The sequence below is a fragment of the Bradyrhizobium sp. CCBAU 45394 genome (assembly GCF_028128655.1).
Classification (GTDB): domain Bacteria; phylum Pseudomonadota; class Alphaproteobacteria; order Rhizobiales; family Xanthobacteraceae; genus Bradyrhizobium; species Bradyrhizobium diazoefficiens.
Genome location: NZ_LBIX01000172.1, coordinates 183779 through 196689 on the forward strand (window position 1 = coordinate 183779; position 12911 = coordinate 196689).

The window sequence follows — 12911 nt, forward strand, 5'->3', positions numbered from 1 at the left end:
CTGCCGGATCATGGGTCAGATCACACTTCAGGACGTGCAGAAATCCTTCGGCCCCGTGCACATCATCAAGGGCGCAGATCTCGACATTGCCGACGGCTCCTTCGTGGTGTTCGTCGGTCCCTCCGGCTGCGGCAAGACCACGCTGTTGCGGCTGATCGCCGGCCTCGAGGACGTCTCCGGCGGCAAGATCCTGATCGACGGCAAGAACGTCGTCGACACGCCGCCCGCCAAGCGCGGGTTATCCATGGTGTTCCAGTCCTACGCGCTCTATCCGCACATGAGCGTGCGCGGCAATATCGGCTTCGGCCTGAAGATGGCGGGGCTCCCCAAGGACGAGATCAACCGCAAGGTCGAGGCCGCCGCCGCGACGCTGAACCTCACGCCCTACCTCGACCGCAAGCCGCGCGAGCTTTCCGGCGGCCAGCGCCAGCGCGTCGCGATCGGCCGCGCCATCGTGCGCGAGCCCAAGGCGTTCCTGTTCGACGAGCCGCTGTCGAACCTGGATGCCGCGCTCCGCGTGCAGATGCGCATCGAGGTGACGCGGCTCCAGAAGCAGCTCGGCACCACCGCGATCTACGTCACCCATGACCAGGTCGAGGCCATGACCATGGCCGACAAGATCGTCGTGCTCAACGGCGGCAAGATCGAGCAATACGGCTCGCCGCTGGAGCTTTACGAGAAGCCTGCCAATCTCTTCGTCGCCGGCTTCATCGGCTCGCCCAAGATGAACTTCGTCACCGGCGAACTCGCCAGGCAGCAGGGCGCGGCCACGATCGGCGTGCGGCCGGAGCACCTCAGGATCGAGCGCGACGGCGCCGGCGGCTGGCAGGGGACGATCGCGGTCGCCGAGCATCTCGGCAGCGACACCTTTCTCTACGTCGATGCCGGTCCGCTCGGCATGCTGACCGCGCGCTACATCGGCGAATTGAGCCTGCATGCCGGCGATCACGTGTCGCTGGTGCCGGACCCCGCGCGGATCCACCGCTTCGATGCGAGCGGCAACGCGCTTCGCGGCTGACAAGAAACGGCAAAGAACGGAAAGACCAACATGTACCTGGAAAAATTCAAGCTGAACGGCAAGACCGCGTTCATCACCGGCGGCGGGCAGGGCATTGGGCTGGCCTGCGCCGAGGCGCTCGCCGAAGCCGGCGCCAGGGTCGTCATCGGCGACCGCGACAGCAAGGTCGCCGACAGCGCCAAGGCCAGCTTGAAAGCCAAGGGGTTTGACGCCGAGACCGCGATCATGGACGTGACCGATACCAGGCGCGTCGCCGAGGTCGCTAATGACCTCGTCGCCCGCCACGGCAGGGTCGACATCCTCGTCAACAATGCCGGCATCGCCCGCAGCGAGACGCCGGCGGAGACCGTGACCGACGAGCATTGGCTCAACGTCATCGACGTCAACCTCAACGGCACCTTCTGGTGCTGCCGCGAGTTCGGCAAGCACATGCTGAAGGCGCAAAGCGGCGCCATCGTCAATGTCGGCTCGATGTCAGGCTTCATCGTCAACAAGCCGCAGGAGCAGTGCTTCTACAATGCGTCGAAGGCCGGTGTGCACCATCTGACCAAGTCGCTCGCCGCCGAATGGGGCGCGCGCGGCATCCGCGTCAACGCGGTGGCGCCGACCTATATCGAGACGCCGCTCAACGCCTTCGTGAAGAGCAATCCCAAAATGTACGACGCCTGGATCGGCGGAACCCCGATGGCGCGGATGGGGCAGGTCGAGGAGATCGCCTCCGTCGTGCTGTTCCTCTCCTCGGAAGCCGCGAGCCTGATGACCGGCAGCATCGTGCTGGTGGATGGCGGCTACACTTGCTGGTAGGCTTGCCGTCAAAACTGACGAGAGCGACCAGGAGCGACAATGCCGCGAGCGTATATCGGCGTCGACGTGGGGACCACCAGCACGCGGGCAGGGGTGTTCGACGAGGCCGGCACGCTGCTGGCGACGGCGCGGCACCCGATCAGGATCTGGCATGAGGCCGGCGATATCGTCGAGCAGTCATCCCGGGACATCTGGGAGGCCTGCGCAAAATCCGTGCGGGCGGCGATGGCGGAAGCTGCCATTGCGCCCGACAGCGTCGGCGGCATCGGCTTCGACGCCACCTGTTCCCTCGTGGTGCTCGACCGCCAGGGCGAGCCGCTCACCGTCAGCGCCTCAGGCGAGGCGCAGCGCAACGTCATCGTCTGGATGGACCATCGCGCCACCGCCGAGGCGCGGCTGATCAACGAGACCGAGGATGCGGTGCTGCGCTATGTCGGCGGCTCGATCTCGCCCGAGATGGAGATGCCAAAACTGTTGTGGCTGAAGCGCCATCTGCGCGCGAGCTTCGATGCCGCAGGCCACTTCTTCGATCTGGCAGACTACCTGACCTGGCGCGCGACCGGCTCGCTGCAACGCTCGACCTGCACCGTCACCTGCAAGTGGAACTATCTCGCCCATGACGGTGGCGGCTGGAGCGCGCAATTCTTCAAGCGCATCGGGCTGTCCGACTTCGTCAGCGAGAAATACGCCCGCATCGGCACCGAGATCGTCGCGCCGGGCACCCGGCTCGGCGCAGGCCTCACCCGCACGGCCGCCGCTGAGCTCGGCCTGTCGCCAGGAACGCCGGTCGGCGCATCCCTGATCGACGCGCATGCCGGCGGCATCGGCGCGATCGGCGGTCGCGACGGCTCGGGCGGAACGACCGATGTCAGCGACCGCCTCGCCTACATCATGGGAACGTCGGCCTGCATCATGGCGACGACGAAGGAGCCGTGCTTCGTGCCGGGCGTGTGGGGGCCTTATTATTCCGGCATGGTGCCGGACTTCTGGCTGAACGAGGGCGGGCAGTCGGCGGCGGGCGCGGCGATCGACCACCTCCTCAAATCGCATCCGGGCTTTGCCGAGGCGAGCGCGGCTGCGCGCAACAAGGGCCTCGACCTCATCGACTTCCTCGAGCGCCGCATCATCGCGCGCGCCGGCGATGCCAGCCGCGCCGCGCTGCTCGCCCGCGATGTCCACGTCCTGCCCGAATTCATCGGCAACCGCTCGCCTTACGCTGACCCCGATACGCGCGCGGTGATCGCGGGCCTCGATCTCGACACCGATGTCGCCTCTATGGAGCGGCTGTTCGTCGCCGGCCTTTGCGGGCTCGCTTACGGGCTTGCCGAGGTGATCGAGGCCTTTGCCGCGCATGGCGTCCGCTCCAGCATCATGATCATGGGCGGCGGCGCCAGCCGCAGTCCGCTGGTGCGCCAGATCATGGCCGACACCACAGGCCTCACCGTCGCGCTGCCGCAGACCAGGGAGCCGGTGCTGCTCGGCGCCGCGATGCTCGGGGCGGTGGCCGGCGGCGCCTGTGCCTCGATCGGCGAGACCATGGCAAAGATGTCGGCGCTGGGACGCAAGAGCGAGCCGACCGCGCCTGATATGGCCGCGTTTCACGCCCGCAAGCGCGAGGTGTACAAGTTGCTGCGCGAGGTCGATCGCGGCAGCCGTGCCGCGATGCGCGACATCGCAAAGGACTGAATTCGGGGTTGAAACGAATGCTGATTGCTAGCGGCGATGCGCTGATCGATTTCGTGCCGACGCGAAACGCCGATGGACGCGAGGCGGTGATGCCCGCGGTCGGCGGCTCCTGCCTCAACGTCGCGATCGGCATGGCGCGGCTGGGCGCACCGACCGGCTTCGTCGGCGGCATCTCGACCGACCTGTTCGGCCGCATGATCGCCGATCACGCAACCGCCTCGCATGTCGAGCTCGGCCTTGCCACCCGCAGCGATCACCAGACCACGCTCGCTTTCGTGCGCATCGTCGCGGGCGAGTCGCATTACGCCTTCTACGATGCCGAGACGGCGACACGGAACTGGACCTACCGGCGCGGGTCCATTCCCTTCGATACGGTCGAAGTCCTCCATGTCGGCTCGACCACGCTGGTCAACGACCCGGGCGCCGCCGAAACGAAAGCCCTGATCGCGGACGCGCGGATGTCGTCGACCATCTCGTTCGATCCGAACTGCCGCCCCAACCTCGTCAAGGACAAGCCGGCCTATCTCGCCCGCATGGCCGAGTTCGCGCATAGCGCCGATCTCATCAAGATGTCGGACGTCGACTTCGCCTATCTCTTCGGCGACGAGCCCTATCAACAGCGCGCGAGCACGCTGCTCGGGCAGGGCACGAGCCTCGTCGTCATCACCCGTGGCAACAACGGCGCGATCGCGTGGCACGCGGGAGCAGGGCAGATCGAGGTCACCGCGCCCAAGGTCGCGGTCGCCGACACCATCGGCGCCGGCGATAGTTTTCAGGCGGCGCTGCTGTTCGCCCTGCACAAGCAGGGACGTCTGGCGCGGCAGCAGCTGAAAGTCATCAATGCCGACGAGCTCCGCCGCGCGCTGTCCTTTGCCGCCAATTGCGCCGGCCTGACCTGCACCCGCCCGGGCGCCGATCCGCCCTGGAGCCACGAGATCACCTGGAGCCCGTAGCGCCGCGTCACATCCGCGCGACGGCCTTCTCGGCGCATTTGATGAAGGTTCCGATCAGCGGGCTCTGCGAATCCCGCCGCCAGCACACCGCGATGTCGAGGGAGTCGGTGGCATCGCGGAGCGGCCTGAACACGATGCCGCGCGGGGCGCCGAGCTGCGCGCAGGCCGGCAGGATCGCGAGGCCTTCGCCCGCCAGCACCAGGCTCATCGCCGAATGCACCGTCTCCACGCGGCTCGCGATCGGCATCACCACCTGGTGCCGGCGCAGCAGGGGGACCACGGCGGACGATGCGGGACCATGGTCCGGATGCGGCAGCGCGATCAGCGGACGTCCGTGCAACCGGGCCATCGGCACGGAGCCCAGGCGGGCGAGCGGCGAGCTGGTCGGCATCGCCAGCATGAAGCGCTGTGCACCGATCCGCGCCACCTGGATCTCGGGATGGTTGATGGCCGGCATGCACAGCGCGACCGTGACGCTGCGATCGAGCACCCGCGCCTCGCGTGTCGATGCGCTGAGCTCGGCGAAGTCGAGGTCGACACCGGGAACCGAGCGGCGCAGCTCGGGGATCAGCCGCGGCAGGATCGCATTGGCCAGCACGAACATGTAGCCGACCGACAGCCGCCCGCGCTTGCCGGATGCGACCGCGCGGGCGGCCTCGATGCCGTCGGACGCCAGCGCCAGCGCCTCGCTGGCGCGCACCAGCAGCGCCTGGCCCGCCTCGGTCAGGTCCATGCCGCGGGTGCCGCGGCGGAACAGCGGCGCGCCGACCTCGGCCTCCAGCTTGCGGATCTGGACCGAGAGCGGCGGCTGCGCCATGCGCAGCCGCTCGGCGGCCTTGCCGACGCTGCGTGCCTCGGCGACGGCGACGAAATAGCGGAGCCGACGAAGATCCATTGGCATACCGAAAACGTATGGGTTGGCGACCAAAATCGTATTGGACGGCGAGTTAACAAAACTGTCATTCTGGCTGTCAATGGCTTGTCTAATGCCTTGGCCAACGGTGGCCGGCTTCGGAGCGTGATGTGACGATGAACGGCGATCCCTGCCTGCTGTCCGCAACCGAACTGCGCGGCCTCATCGCCGACAAGCGGATCTCGCCCGTCGAGATCACCCGGGCCGTGCTCGCGCGCGCCGAGGCGCTCCAGCCCCAGTTGAACTGCTTCATCACGATCTGCGGCGACGAGGCGATGGCGGCCGCGCGCGCCGCCGAGCGCAGGGTCATGGCCGGCGAGCCGCTCGGCCTGCTGCACGGCATCCCCTACACCGTCAAGGACATCGTCAACACCAAGGGGGTGAAGACCACCTTCGGCGCCGTTCCCTACAAGGACAATGTGCCTGTTGAGGACGCGGTGGCGGTCGCGCGGCTGCGCAGCGAGGGTGCGATCCTGATCGGCAAGACCACGACGCCGGAATTCGGGAGCAAGTGCCTGACGGATTCGCCGCTGTTCGGCCGCACCCGCAATGCGTGGGATGCCTGCCGCTCCTCCGGCGGCTCCAGCGGCGGCGCGGCGGTTGCTGTGGCCAGCGGCATCGCGCCGCTCGCGGTCGCGACCGACGGTGGCGGCTCGACGCGGATCCCCGCCGCCTGCAACGGCGTGGTCGGCCTGAAGCAGAGCAACGGAATCATCCCGCACAGCCAGGCGCTGGATGTGTTCGGCAACCAGACCTATGTCACGCCGACGACGCGCACCGTCGCCGATACCGCGCTGATGATGCAGGCGATGGCGGGCGAGGACCCCTGCGATCCCTGGTCGATCGGCGTTCCCGTATCCGACTTCGTCGGCACCGCCGCCCCGCGCGGCGATCTGCGCGGGCTGAGGATCCTGTACTGCCTGACGCCGCCGGGCCGTCCGGTGTCCGCCGAGGTCGCGGCCAGCTTCAGGGCGAGCCTCGACCGGCTGGCCGGGCTCGGCGCCGAGCTCGAGGAATTCTCCGGCGAGGGTTTCGACATCGAGCCGATCTGGCGCGCCATCAACCACACCGTCTGGCGCACGCGCTTTGCAAAACTCGCGGCCGAGCACAAGGACGAGCTGAGCGAGGCCTTCCTCAAGCAGCTCGCGCTTGCCACCGAGGTCAGCGGCGTTGACTACCAGGAGGCGATGTTCGCGCGCACCGCGCTGTTCCGCCGCGTGCAATCCCTGCTTGCGCGCGGCCACTTCCTGGCGATGCCGACGCTCACGCGCTCCGCGCTGCCGATCAAGCAGGATCTGTTCGGCACCATCGAGATCGACGGTCGGCATTTCGACAGCGTCCGGCCGCACTGGTTCCCCTGGACCATGCCGTTCAACATGACCGGGCATCCCGCCGTCAGCCTTCCCTCAGGCTTCGGCCGCGACGGCCTGCCGATCGCGCTTCAGCTCGTCGGCCGCTTCCGGGCTGATGCGGAATTGCTCCGCGTCAGCACGCTGTTCGAGGCCTCCGTCGACCTTCTGTCCCGCTGGCCGGAATAACGACATGCGCATGCAGCAAAGCACTGCGCGCAAAGGACTTGCGTCCGCCGTCCGGACATGTTGATCGTGCCGCGGATGAGCTTCGAAACCGGGCGCGCATGAGCGTATTTGTCCTCCGACGTGTCTTGACCTTGCTGGCGACGCTGGTCGGCGCGTCGCTGATCATCTTCCTGGTGCTGGATGCGCTTCCCGGCAACGCCGCGCAGATGCTGATGGGCGCCGATGCCTCGGCCGACGCGGTCCGCGCGCTCACCGTCAAGCTCGGGCTCGACCAGCCGCTGGCGGTTCGCTACCTGCAATGGATCAAGGGCCTGCTCGTCGGCGATCTCGGCAACTCCTATGTCTACGGCACGCCGGTCGCCAGCCTGATCGCGGAGCGGCTGGTGCTGACCATTCCGCTCGCGATCATGGCCATGTCGATCACGGTGACGCTGGCGCTCTCGGCCGGCATCTACACCGCCGCCAACCACAACAAGCTCGGCGATGTCGGCGTGATGTCGCTGACTCAGGTCGGCATCGCGCTGCCGAACTTCTGGTTCGCGATCCTGCTGGTCCTGTTGTTCTCGGTGCGGCTGCAATGGCTCTCGGCGGGCGGCTTCGCCGGCTGGGAGGACGGCATCTGGCTGGGGGTCAAGTCGCTGCTGCTTCCGGCGATCTCGCTCGCGGTGGTGCAGGCCGCGATCCTCGCCCGCGTCACGCGCTCGGCCGTGCTCGAAGTGCTGCGCGAGGATTTCGTGCGGACGGCGCGGGCGAAGGGGCTCGGCAAACGCGAGGTGCTGTGGCGCCACGTGCTGCGCAACGCCATGATCCCCGTGATGACGGTGATGGGCCTGCAATTCGCCAATCTGCTCGCCGGCACAATCGTGATCGAGAACGTGTTCTACCTGCCGGGCCTCGGCCGCCTGATCTTCCAGTCGATCGCCAACCGCGACCTGATCGTGGTGCGCAATTGCGTGATGCTGCTGGCAACCATGGTCGTTATCGTCAATTTCGTGGTCGACGTGCTCTATGCCTTCATCGATCCCCGCATCAAGGTTCACGACCTGTGAGCGCGCCGCTGACCACCCCGATTGACGCAGCAGTCGCCACGCGTCCGCTGCCCGCGCGCACGTTCTGGCGCCGTGCGCTGCGCCATCGCAGCTTTGTCCTCGGCGGCGCGCTGAGCCTGCTGGTGCTCGCCTCGGCGCTGCTGTCGCTGGTCTGGACGCCCTGGTCGCCCTACGAGATCGACATCGCCTCGAAGCTCCGGCCGCCATCGGCGGCGCACTGGCTCGGCACCGATTCCTTCGGCCGCGACATCGTCTCGCTGCTGCTCGCCGGCGCCCGCTCCACCATCATGGTCGGCATCATCGCGGTCAGCATAGGTCTCACCTTCGGCGTTTGTCTCGGCCTGATCGCCTCGGCGCGGCGCGGCTGGACCGAAGAGATCATCATGCGCTTCTCCGACTTCACCTTCGCCTTTCCGGCCGTGCTCTCCGCGATCATGCTCGCCGCGGTCGTGGGGCCGGGCATGGTGACCTCGATCGTCGCGATCGGCATCTTCCAGATCCCGACATTGACCCGGCTGACGCGCGGCTCGGCCAACGCGATCTGGGCGCGCGAATTCGTGCTGGCCGCGCGAGCGTCGGGGAAGGGAAAATTCCGCATCACCATCGAGCACGTGCTGCCCAACATCCTGTCGATCCTGATCGTGCAGGCGACGATCCAGTTCGCGCTCGCGATTCTCGCGGAAGCCGCACTATCCTATCTCGGCCTCGGCACGCAGCCGCCGCAGCCATCCTGGGGCCGCATGCTGAACGATGCGCAGACCCTGCTGTTCCAGTCGCCGATGCTCGCGGTCTATCCGGGGGCCGCCATCGCGGTCGCCGTGCTCGGCCTCAATCTCCTCGGCGACGGCTTGCGCGATCTGCTCGATCCACGACTGGCGCGGGAGCGATGAGGATGGCTGAGCGCTCCACCATGCCGCTGATCGAGGTTGATAATCTCGGCGTTCGTCTCAACACCAGCCGCGGGCCTGCGCAGGCCGTGCGCGGCGTCAGCTTCTCGCTCAAGCGCGGCGAGACGCTCGGGCTCGTCGGCGAATCCGGCTGCGGCAAGTCGGTGACCGCGATGTCCCTGATGGGCCTGTTGCCGGACAGCGCCGTCGTCACCGGCAGCATCAAGCTCGATGGCAGCGAGCTCGCCGGGCTTGCGGACGCGGATTACTGCCGCCTGCGCGGCAACCGCATCAGCATGATCTTCCAGGAGCCGATGACCGCGCTCAATCCGATGCACACGATCGGCCACCAGGTCGCCGAGCCGCTGCGGCGTCACAAGAACTACTCGGCGTCGCAGGCGCGGAAGGAGACGATCGCCTTGCTCGACCGCGTCGGGCTGCCCGATCCGGCGCGGCGCGTCGATGCCTATCCGCACCAGTTCTCCGGTGGCCAGCGCCAGCGCATCACCATTGCGATGGCGCTCGCCTGCGAGCCCGACCTGTTGATCGCGGACGAGCCGACCACGGCGCTCGACGTCACCATCCAGGGCCAGATCCTCGACCTCATCGCCGATCTCGTCGAGGAGCGCGGCATGTCGATGATCCTGATCTCGCACGATCTTGGCGTCATCGCCGAGAACGTGCAGCGCATGATGGTGATGTATGGCGGCACCGTGGTCGAGAGCGGGCCGACCGACGAGGTGTTCCGCCGCATGGGCCATCCCTATACGCAAGGCCTGTTCCGCGCCCGTCCGAAGCTCGGCGCGCGCAAGGGGACGCGGCTGAAGACGATCTCGGGCACCGTGCCGGAGCTCGCGGATCTTCCGGCCGGCTGCACCTTCTCCGCGCGATGTCCGCTCGTGATCGATCGGTGCCGCGCCGCGCTGCCGGCGATGGTCGAGGTCGGACCCGGTCATGTCGTGCGCTGCGTGCGCACCGATGTCTCGATGGCCGAGAATGTCGGAGCGCTGTCCGCATGAGCACCGCGCCTCTTCTCGACGTCAGGGATCTGGAGCAGCGCTACATGCTGCCGCGCGAGAGCCTGTTCCGTCCGCCCGGGCAGGTGCGCGCGCTCAACGGCGTGAGCGTGCAGGTCCTGCCCGGCAAGAGCCTCGGCATCGTCGGCGAGTCCGGTTCGGGCAAGTCGACCTTCGCGCGCGTCGTGATGGCGCTGGAGCGGCCGACGTCGGGGCAGGTCGCGCTGCTCGGCCGCGACCTCAACCGCCTCCCGGCCGACGAGCTGCGCCGTGCGCGTCGCGATTTCCAGATGGTGTTCCAGGACCCTTACGGCTCGCTCGATCCGCGCCAGACCATCGCGCGCATCGTTGCCGAGCCATTGACCGCGCTGGACGGCGCTGATCGCACCACGTTCCGGGAACGCGTCGCCGCGGTGCTGCGCCAGGTCGGCTTGCGCGATGCCGACATGGACAAATATCCGCACGAATTCTCCGGCGGCCAGCGCCAGCGCATCGCGATCGCGCGCGCCCTGATCACCCAGCCTAAGCTGATCGTCGCCGACGAGCCGGTCTCGGCGCTTGACGTTTCCGTGCAGGCCCAGGTCCTGAACCTGATGCAGGACCTTCAGGACCAGTTCGGCCTGAGCTATGTCCTGATCAGCCATGACCTCGCCGTCGTCGACTATCTCTGCGATGAGGTCGCGGTGATGTATCTCGGCCGGATCGTCGAGCAGGGGCGGCCGGAGGATCTGTTCGAGCGCTGCGCCCATCCCTATACGCGGGCGCTCCTGGATGCCGTGCCGCGGGCGCGCGCGGGCGGCGGCCGGCGCCGGCGCGGGGCCCAGGCGATCGCCTCGCAATCGGCGGCCGCCACGGGGTGTCCCTATGTCGCGCGTTGCGCGCTCGCCGACCAGCATTGCCGCGAGGCCCTGCCTGAGCTACGCAAGGTGGGCGAGGGACACCTTGCCGCCTGTCACAAGGCGGAGGCCGTGATGGCGTTGCCGCCGCCCGCTGCGGAGGGTTAGTCTCGGGCGCAGGATTGGCGTAGACTGGGAATTGAGAAGGCAGGGGAGTTACGCATGTTCAGGAAACTATCCATCGTCGCACTCACTGCCGCGTTTGTCGCGGCGCCGCTGCCGGTGCTGGCACAAAGCAAGAAGGACAGCGTCGTCATGGCGATGGCGCTGGAGCCGCCGGGTCTCGATCCCACCAACGCGGCCGCTGCCGCAATCGCCGAAGTCGCGCTCTACAACATCTACGAGACCCTGACCAAGATCAACGAGGACGGCACCACCTCGCCGCTGCTGGCGGAGAGCTGGACCGCTTCGCCTGACCTGAAGACCTACACCTTCAAGCTGCGCAAGGGCGTCAAGTTCCACAACGGCGAGCCGTTCGACTCCGCCGCGGTGAAGTTCTCGTTCGAGCGCAACGCGGTGCCGACCAGCACCAACAAGGACAAGAGCCTGTTCCAGAGCTTCGAGTCCGTTGCCGCGCCCGACGCCGACACGGTCGTGATCACCCTGAAGAATTCCGAGCCGAACCTGCCGTTCCTGCTGGGGCAGGCGAGCGGCTCGATCGTCGAGCCGAAGAGCGCGCCGACCAATGTCACGCAGCCGGTCGGCACCGGGCCGTATCAGCTCGGCGCCTGGGCCAAGGGTTCCTCGATGACCCTGACCAAATGGGCCGACTATCGCAACGCCGCGGCGATCAAGCTGTCGAAGGTGACGATCCGCTTCATCTCCGATCCGGCGGCGCAAACCGCGGCGCTGCTCTCCGGCGACGTCGATGCCTTCCCGCGCGTCGCGGCCCAGCGCACCATTGCCCAGTTCAAGGCCGATCCGCGTTTCACGGTTCTGGTCGGCGGCTCCAAGGCCAAGACCATCGTCGCGATCAACGAGCGCAAGAAGCCGCTCGATGACGTCCGCGTCCGCCGCGCCATCCTCGCCGCGATCGACCGCAAGGCCATGATCGACGGTGCCGTCGACGGCTTCGGCACGCCGATCGGCAGCTTCTACGTGCCGGGATCGCTCGGCTATGTCGACACGACAGGCATCAACCCCTACGACCCCGAGAAGGCCAAGAAGCTGCTCGCCGAGGCCGGCGTCACCACGCCGCTCGAATTGTCGCTGAAGCTGCCGCCGCCGTCCTATGCGCGGCAGGGCGGCGAGATCGTCGCAGCCCAGCTCGCCAAGGTCGGCATCATCGCCAAGATCGAGAACGTCGAATGGGCGCAATGGCTGTCGCAGGTATTCGCCGGCAATGGTCCGCACAATTTCGACCTCACCATCGTCAGCCATGTTGAGCCGTTCGACCTCGTGAAGATCACCGAGCCGGACTACTATCTCGGCTACAACAACGAGGCGTTCAACGCGCTCTACAAGCAGATCGTGTCCACGCCGGATGAAGCCGCCCGCGCCAAGCTGCTCGGCGACGCCCAGCGCATGCTGGCCACCGACGCCGTCTCCGCCTACATGTACCAGCCGCAGCTCATCACCATCACAGCCAAGAAGCTGAAAGGCGTCTGGAAGGACGTCCCGCAATACGAGAACGATTTCTCGACCTGGTATTGGGAGTAGGGGGCACCCTCGTCGTTCGAGGCGCGCCCTGCCCGTTGCTGTGCCCTCTCCCCTTGTGGGAGAGGGCGGCGACGCCGGTAGACACTGACTCGCAAGGTGAGGGGTCTGTCTCCGCACACGAATCTCGCGAGATGAATTCGCGGAGAGCGCGATTTTAAGCCGACCATCCGGTGGCGGTCTCTAGAGCCCTGGCCTCAGCCCACGGCGCGCCGATCCAGACATCGCGCTCGTTAAGGAACTGGTTACCCGTCACTGTCACCATTTGCATATAGCTCGTCGCCATGCGCGGCAGCGTATTCTAAGAACGGTTGGATATTTCGACACGCCCGGTTGGCGGTCTCTTTCAGGAGAGGCCCAATGTTTAAGGGCTTTACGGTGGCAGTTGTGGCGCTGATTAGCACAGCGCAAGTGGATCGATACCTAACCAACGGTCGGTACACCGACGCGGCCATGGCCATGCTGCGGCAGATCAGGCACGCGTTTGGGTTTTGA

11 protein-coding genes are annotated in these 12911 nt (G+C 67.1%); 10 read left to right on the forward strand and 1 reads right to left on the reverse strand.

The window, feature by feature from the left end; genetic code table 11:
- The first annotated feature begins 10 nt into the window (after positions 1 to 10).
- From WN73_RS30495 to WN73_RS30510, 4 genes are read left to right on the forward strand one after another with little or no spacing between them, the layout of a single operon-like run.
- On the forward strand, positions 11 to 1018 hold the full coding sequence (locus WN73_RS30495) for an ABC transporter ATP-binding protein (RefSeq protein WP_011086008.1): 1008 nt from the start codon (positions 11 to 13) through the stop codon (positions 1016 to 1018).
- A 30-nt stretch (positions 1019 to 1048) separates the two neighbouring features.
- Positions 1049 to 1822, forward strand: a complete 774-nt coding sequence (locus WN73_RS30500) for an SDR family NAD(P)-dependent oxidoreductase (RefSeq protein ID WP_028172159.1) — start codon at positions 1049 to 1051, stop codon at positions 1820 to 1822.
- Between the two features lie 39 nt (positions 1823 to 1861).
- On the forward strand, positions 1862 to 3508 hold the full coding sequence (locus WN73_RS30505) for an FGGY-family carbohydrate kinase (protein ID WP_028172158.1): 1647 nt from the start codon (positions 1862 to 1864) through the stop codon (positions 3506 to 3508).
- A 17-nt stretch (positions 3509 to 3525) separates the two neighbouring features.
- Positions 3526 to 4461: a carbohydrate kinase family protein gene (locus WN73_RS30510; RefSeq protein ID WP_161535689.1), complete on the forward strand. Its 936-nt coding sequence runs from the start codon at positions 3526 to 3528 to the stop codon at positions 4459 to 4461.
- Between the two features lie 7 nt (positions 4462 to 4468).
- On the opposite strand, the gene WN73_RS30515 is transcribed toward WN73_RS30510, so the two are convergent.
- Positions 4469 to 5356, reverse strand: a complete 888-nt coding sequence (locus WN73_RS30515) for a LysR family transcriptional regulator (RefSeq protein WP_028172156.1) — start codon at positions 5354 to 5356, stop codon at positions 4469 to 4471.
- Between the two features lie 134 nt (positions 5357 to 5490).
- On the opposite strand from WN73_RS30515, the gene WN73_RS30520 reads away from it, so the two are divergent.
- The 6 genes from WN73_RS30520 (at position 5491) to WN73_RS30545 (ending at position 12419) form a co-directional block, all read left to right on the forward strand.
- A complete protein-coding gene (locus WN73_RS30520) occupies positions 5491 to 6912 on the forward strand; it encodes an amidase (RefSeq protein ID WP_028172155.1) in 1422 nt (473 codons plus the stop codon).
- A 98-nt stretch (positions 6913 to 7010) separates the two neighbouring features.
- The gene (locus WN73_RS30525; protein WP_028172154.1) at positions 7011 to 7961 is read left to right on the forward strand and encodes an ABC transporter permease; all 951 of its coding nucleotides are present in this window, start codon (positions 7011 to 7013) and stop codon (positions 7959 to 7961) included.
- Complete coding sequence (locus WN73_RS30530) at positions 7958 to 8851, forward strand: ABC transporter permease (protein WP_011086015.1); 894 nt, start codon at positions 7958 to 7960, stop codon at positions 8849 to 8851. The genes WN73_RS30525 and WN73_RS30530 overlap by 4 nt, the downstream gene beginning before the upstream one ends.
- A gap of 2 nt (positions 8852 to 8853) precedes the next feature.
- The gene (locus tag WN73_RS30535; RefSeq protein ID WP_028172153.1) at positions 8854 to 9867 is read left to right on the forward strand and encodes an ABC transporter ATP-binding protein; all 1014 of its coding nucleotides are present in this window, start codon (positions 8854 to 8856) and stop codon (positions 9865 to 9867) included.
- On the forward strand, positions 9864 to 10868 hold the full coding sequence (locus WN73_RS30540; protein ID WP_028172152.1) for an ABC transporter ATP-binding protein: 1005 nt from the start codon (positions 9864 to 9866) through the stop codon (positions 10866 to 10868). Before WN73_RS30535 ends, WN73_RS30540 begins: the two co-directional genes overlap by 4 nt.
- Positions 10869 to 10922: 54 nt before the next feature.
- Positions 10923 to 12419: an ABC transporter substrate-binding protein gene (locus tag WN73_RS30545; protein WP_028172151.1), complete on the forward strand. Its 1497-nt coding sequence runs from the start codon at positions 10923 to 10925 to the stop codon at positions 12417 to 12419.
- Positions 12420 to 12911: the final 492 nt, after the last annotated feature.

What these genes read in the sequence shown, in the direction of transcription:
- WN73_RS30520 (WP_028172155.1), top strand. Translation starts at nt 5,491, where the DNA reads ATGAACGGCGATCCCTGCCTGCTGTCCGCAACCGAACTGCGCGGCCTC.
- WN73_RS30510 (WP_161535689.1), top strand. Translation starts at nt 3,526, where the DNA reads ATGCTGATTGCTAGCGGCGATGCGCTGATCGATTTCGTGCCGACGCGA.
- WN73_RS30515 (WP_028172156.1), bottom strand. Translation starts at nt 5,356, where the DNA reads ATGGATCTTCGTCGGCTCCGCTATTTCGTCGCCGTCGCCGAGGCACGC.
- WN73_RS30535 (WP_028172153.1), top strand. Translation starts at nt 8,854, where the DNA reads ATGGCTGAGCGCTCCACCATGCCGCTGATCGAGGTTGATAATCTCGGC.
- WN73_RS30540 (WP_028172152.1), top strand. Translation starts at nt 9,864, where the DNA reads ATGAGCACCGCGCCTCTTCTCGACGTCAGGGATCTGGAGCAGCGCTAC.
- WN73_RS30505 (WP_028172158.1), top strand. Translation starts at nt 1,862, where the DNA reads ATGCCGCGAGCGTATATCGGCGTCGACGTGGGGACCACCAGCACGCGG.
- WN73_RS30495 (WP_011086008.1), top strand. Translation starts at nt 11, where the DNA reads ATGGGTCAGATCACACTTCAGGACGTGCAGAAATCCTTCGGCCCCGTG.
- WN73_RS30500 (WP_028172159.1), top strand. Translation starts at nt 1,049, where the DNA reads ATGTACCTGGAAAAATTCAAGCTGAACGGCAAGACCGCGTTCATCACC.
- WN73_RS30525 (WP_028172154.1), top strand. Translation starts at nt 7,011, where the DNA reads ATGAGCGTATTTGTCCTCCGACGTGTCTTGACCTTGCTGGCGACGCTG.
- WN73_RS30545 (WP_028172151.1), top strand. Translation starts at nt 10,923, where the DNA reads ATGTTCAGGAAACTATCCATCGTCGCACTCACTGCCGCGTTTGTCGCG.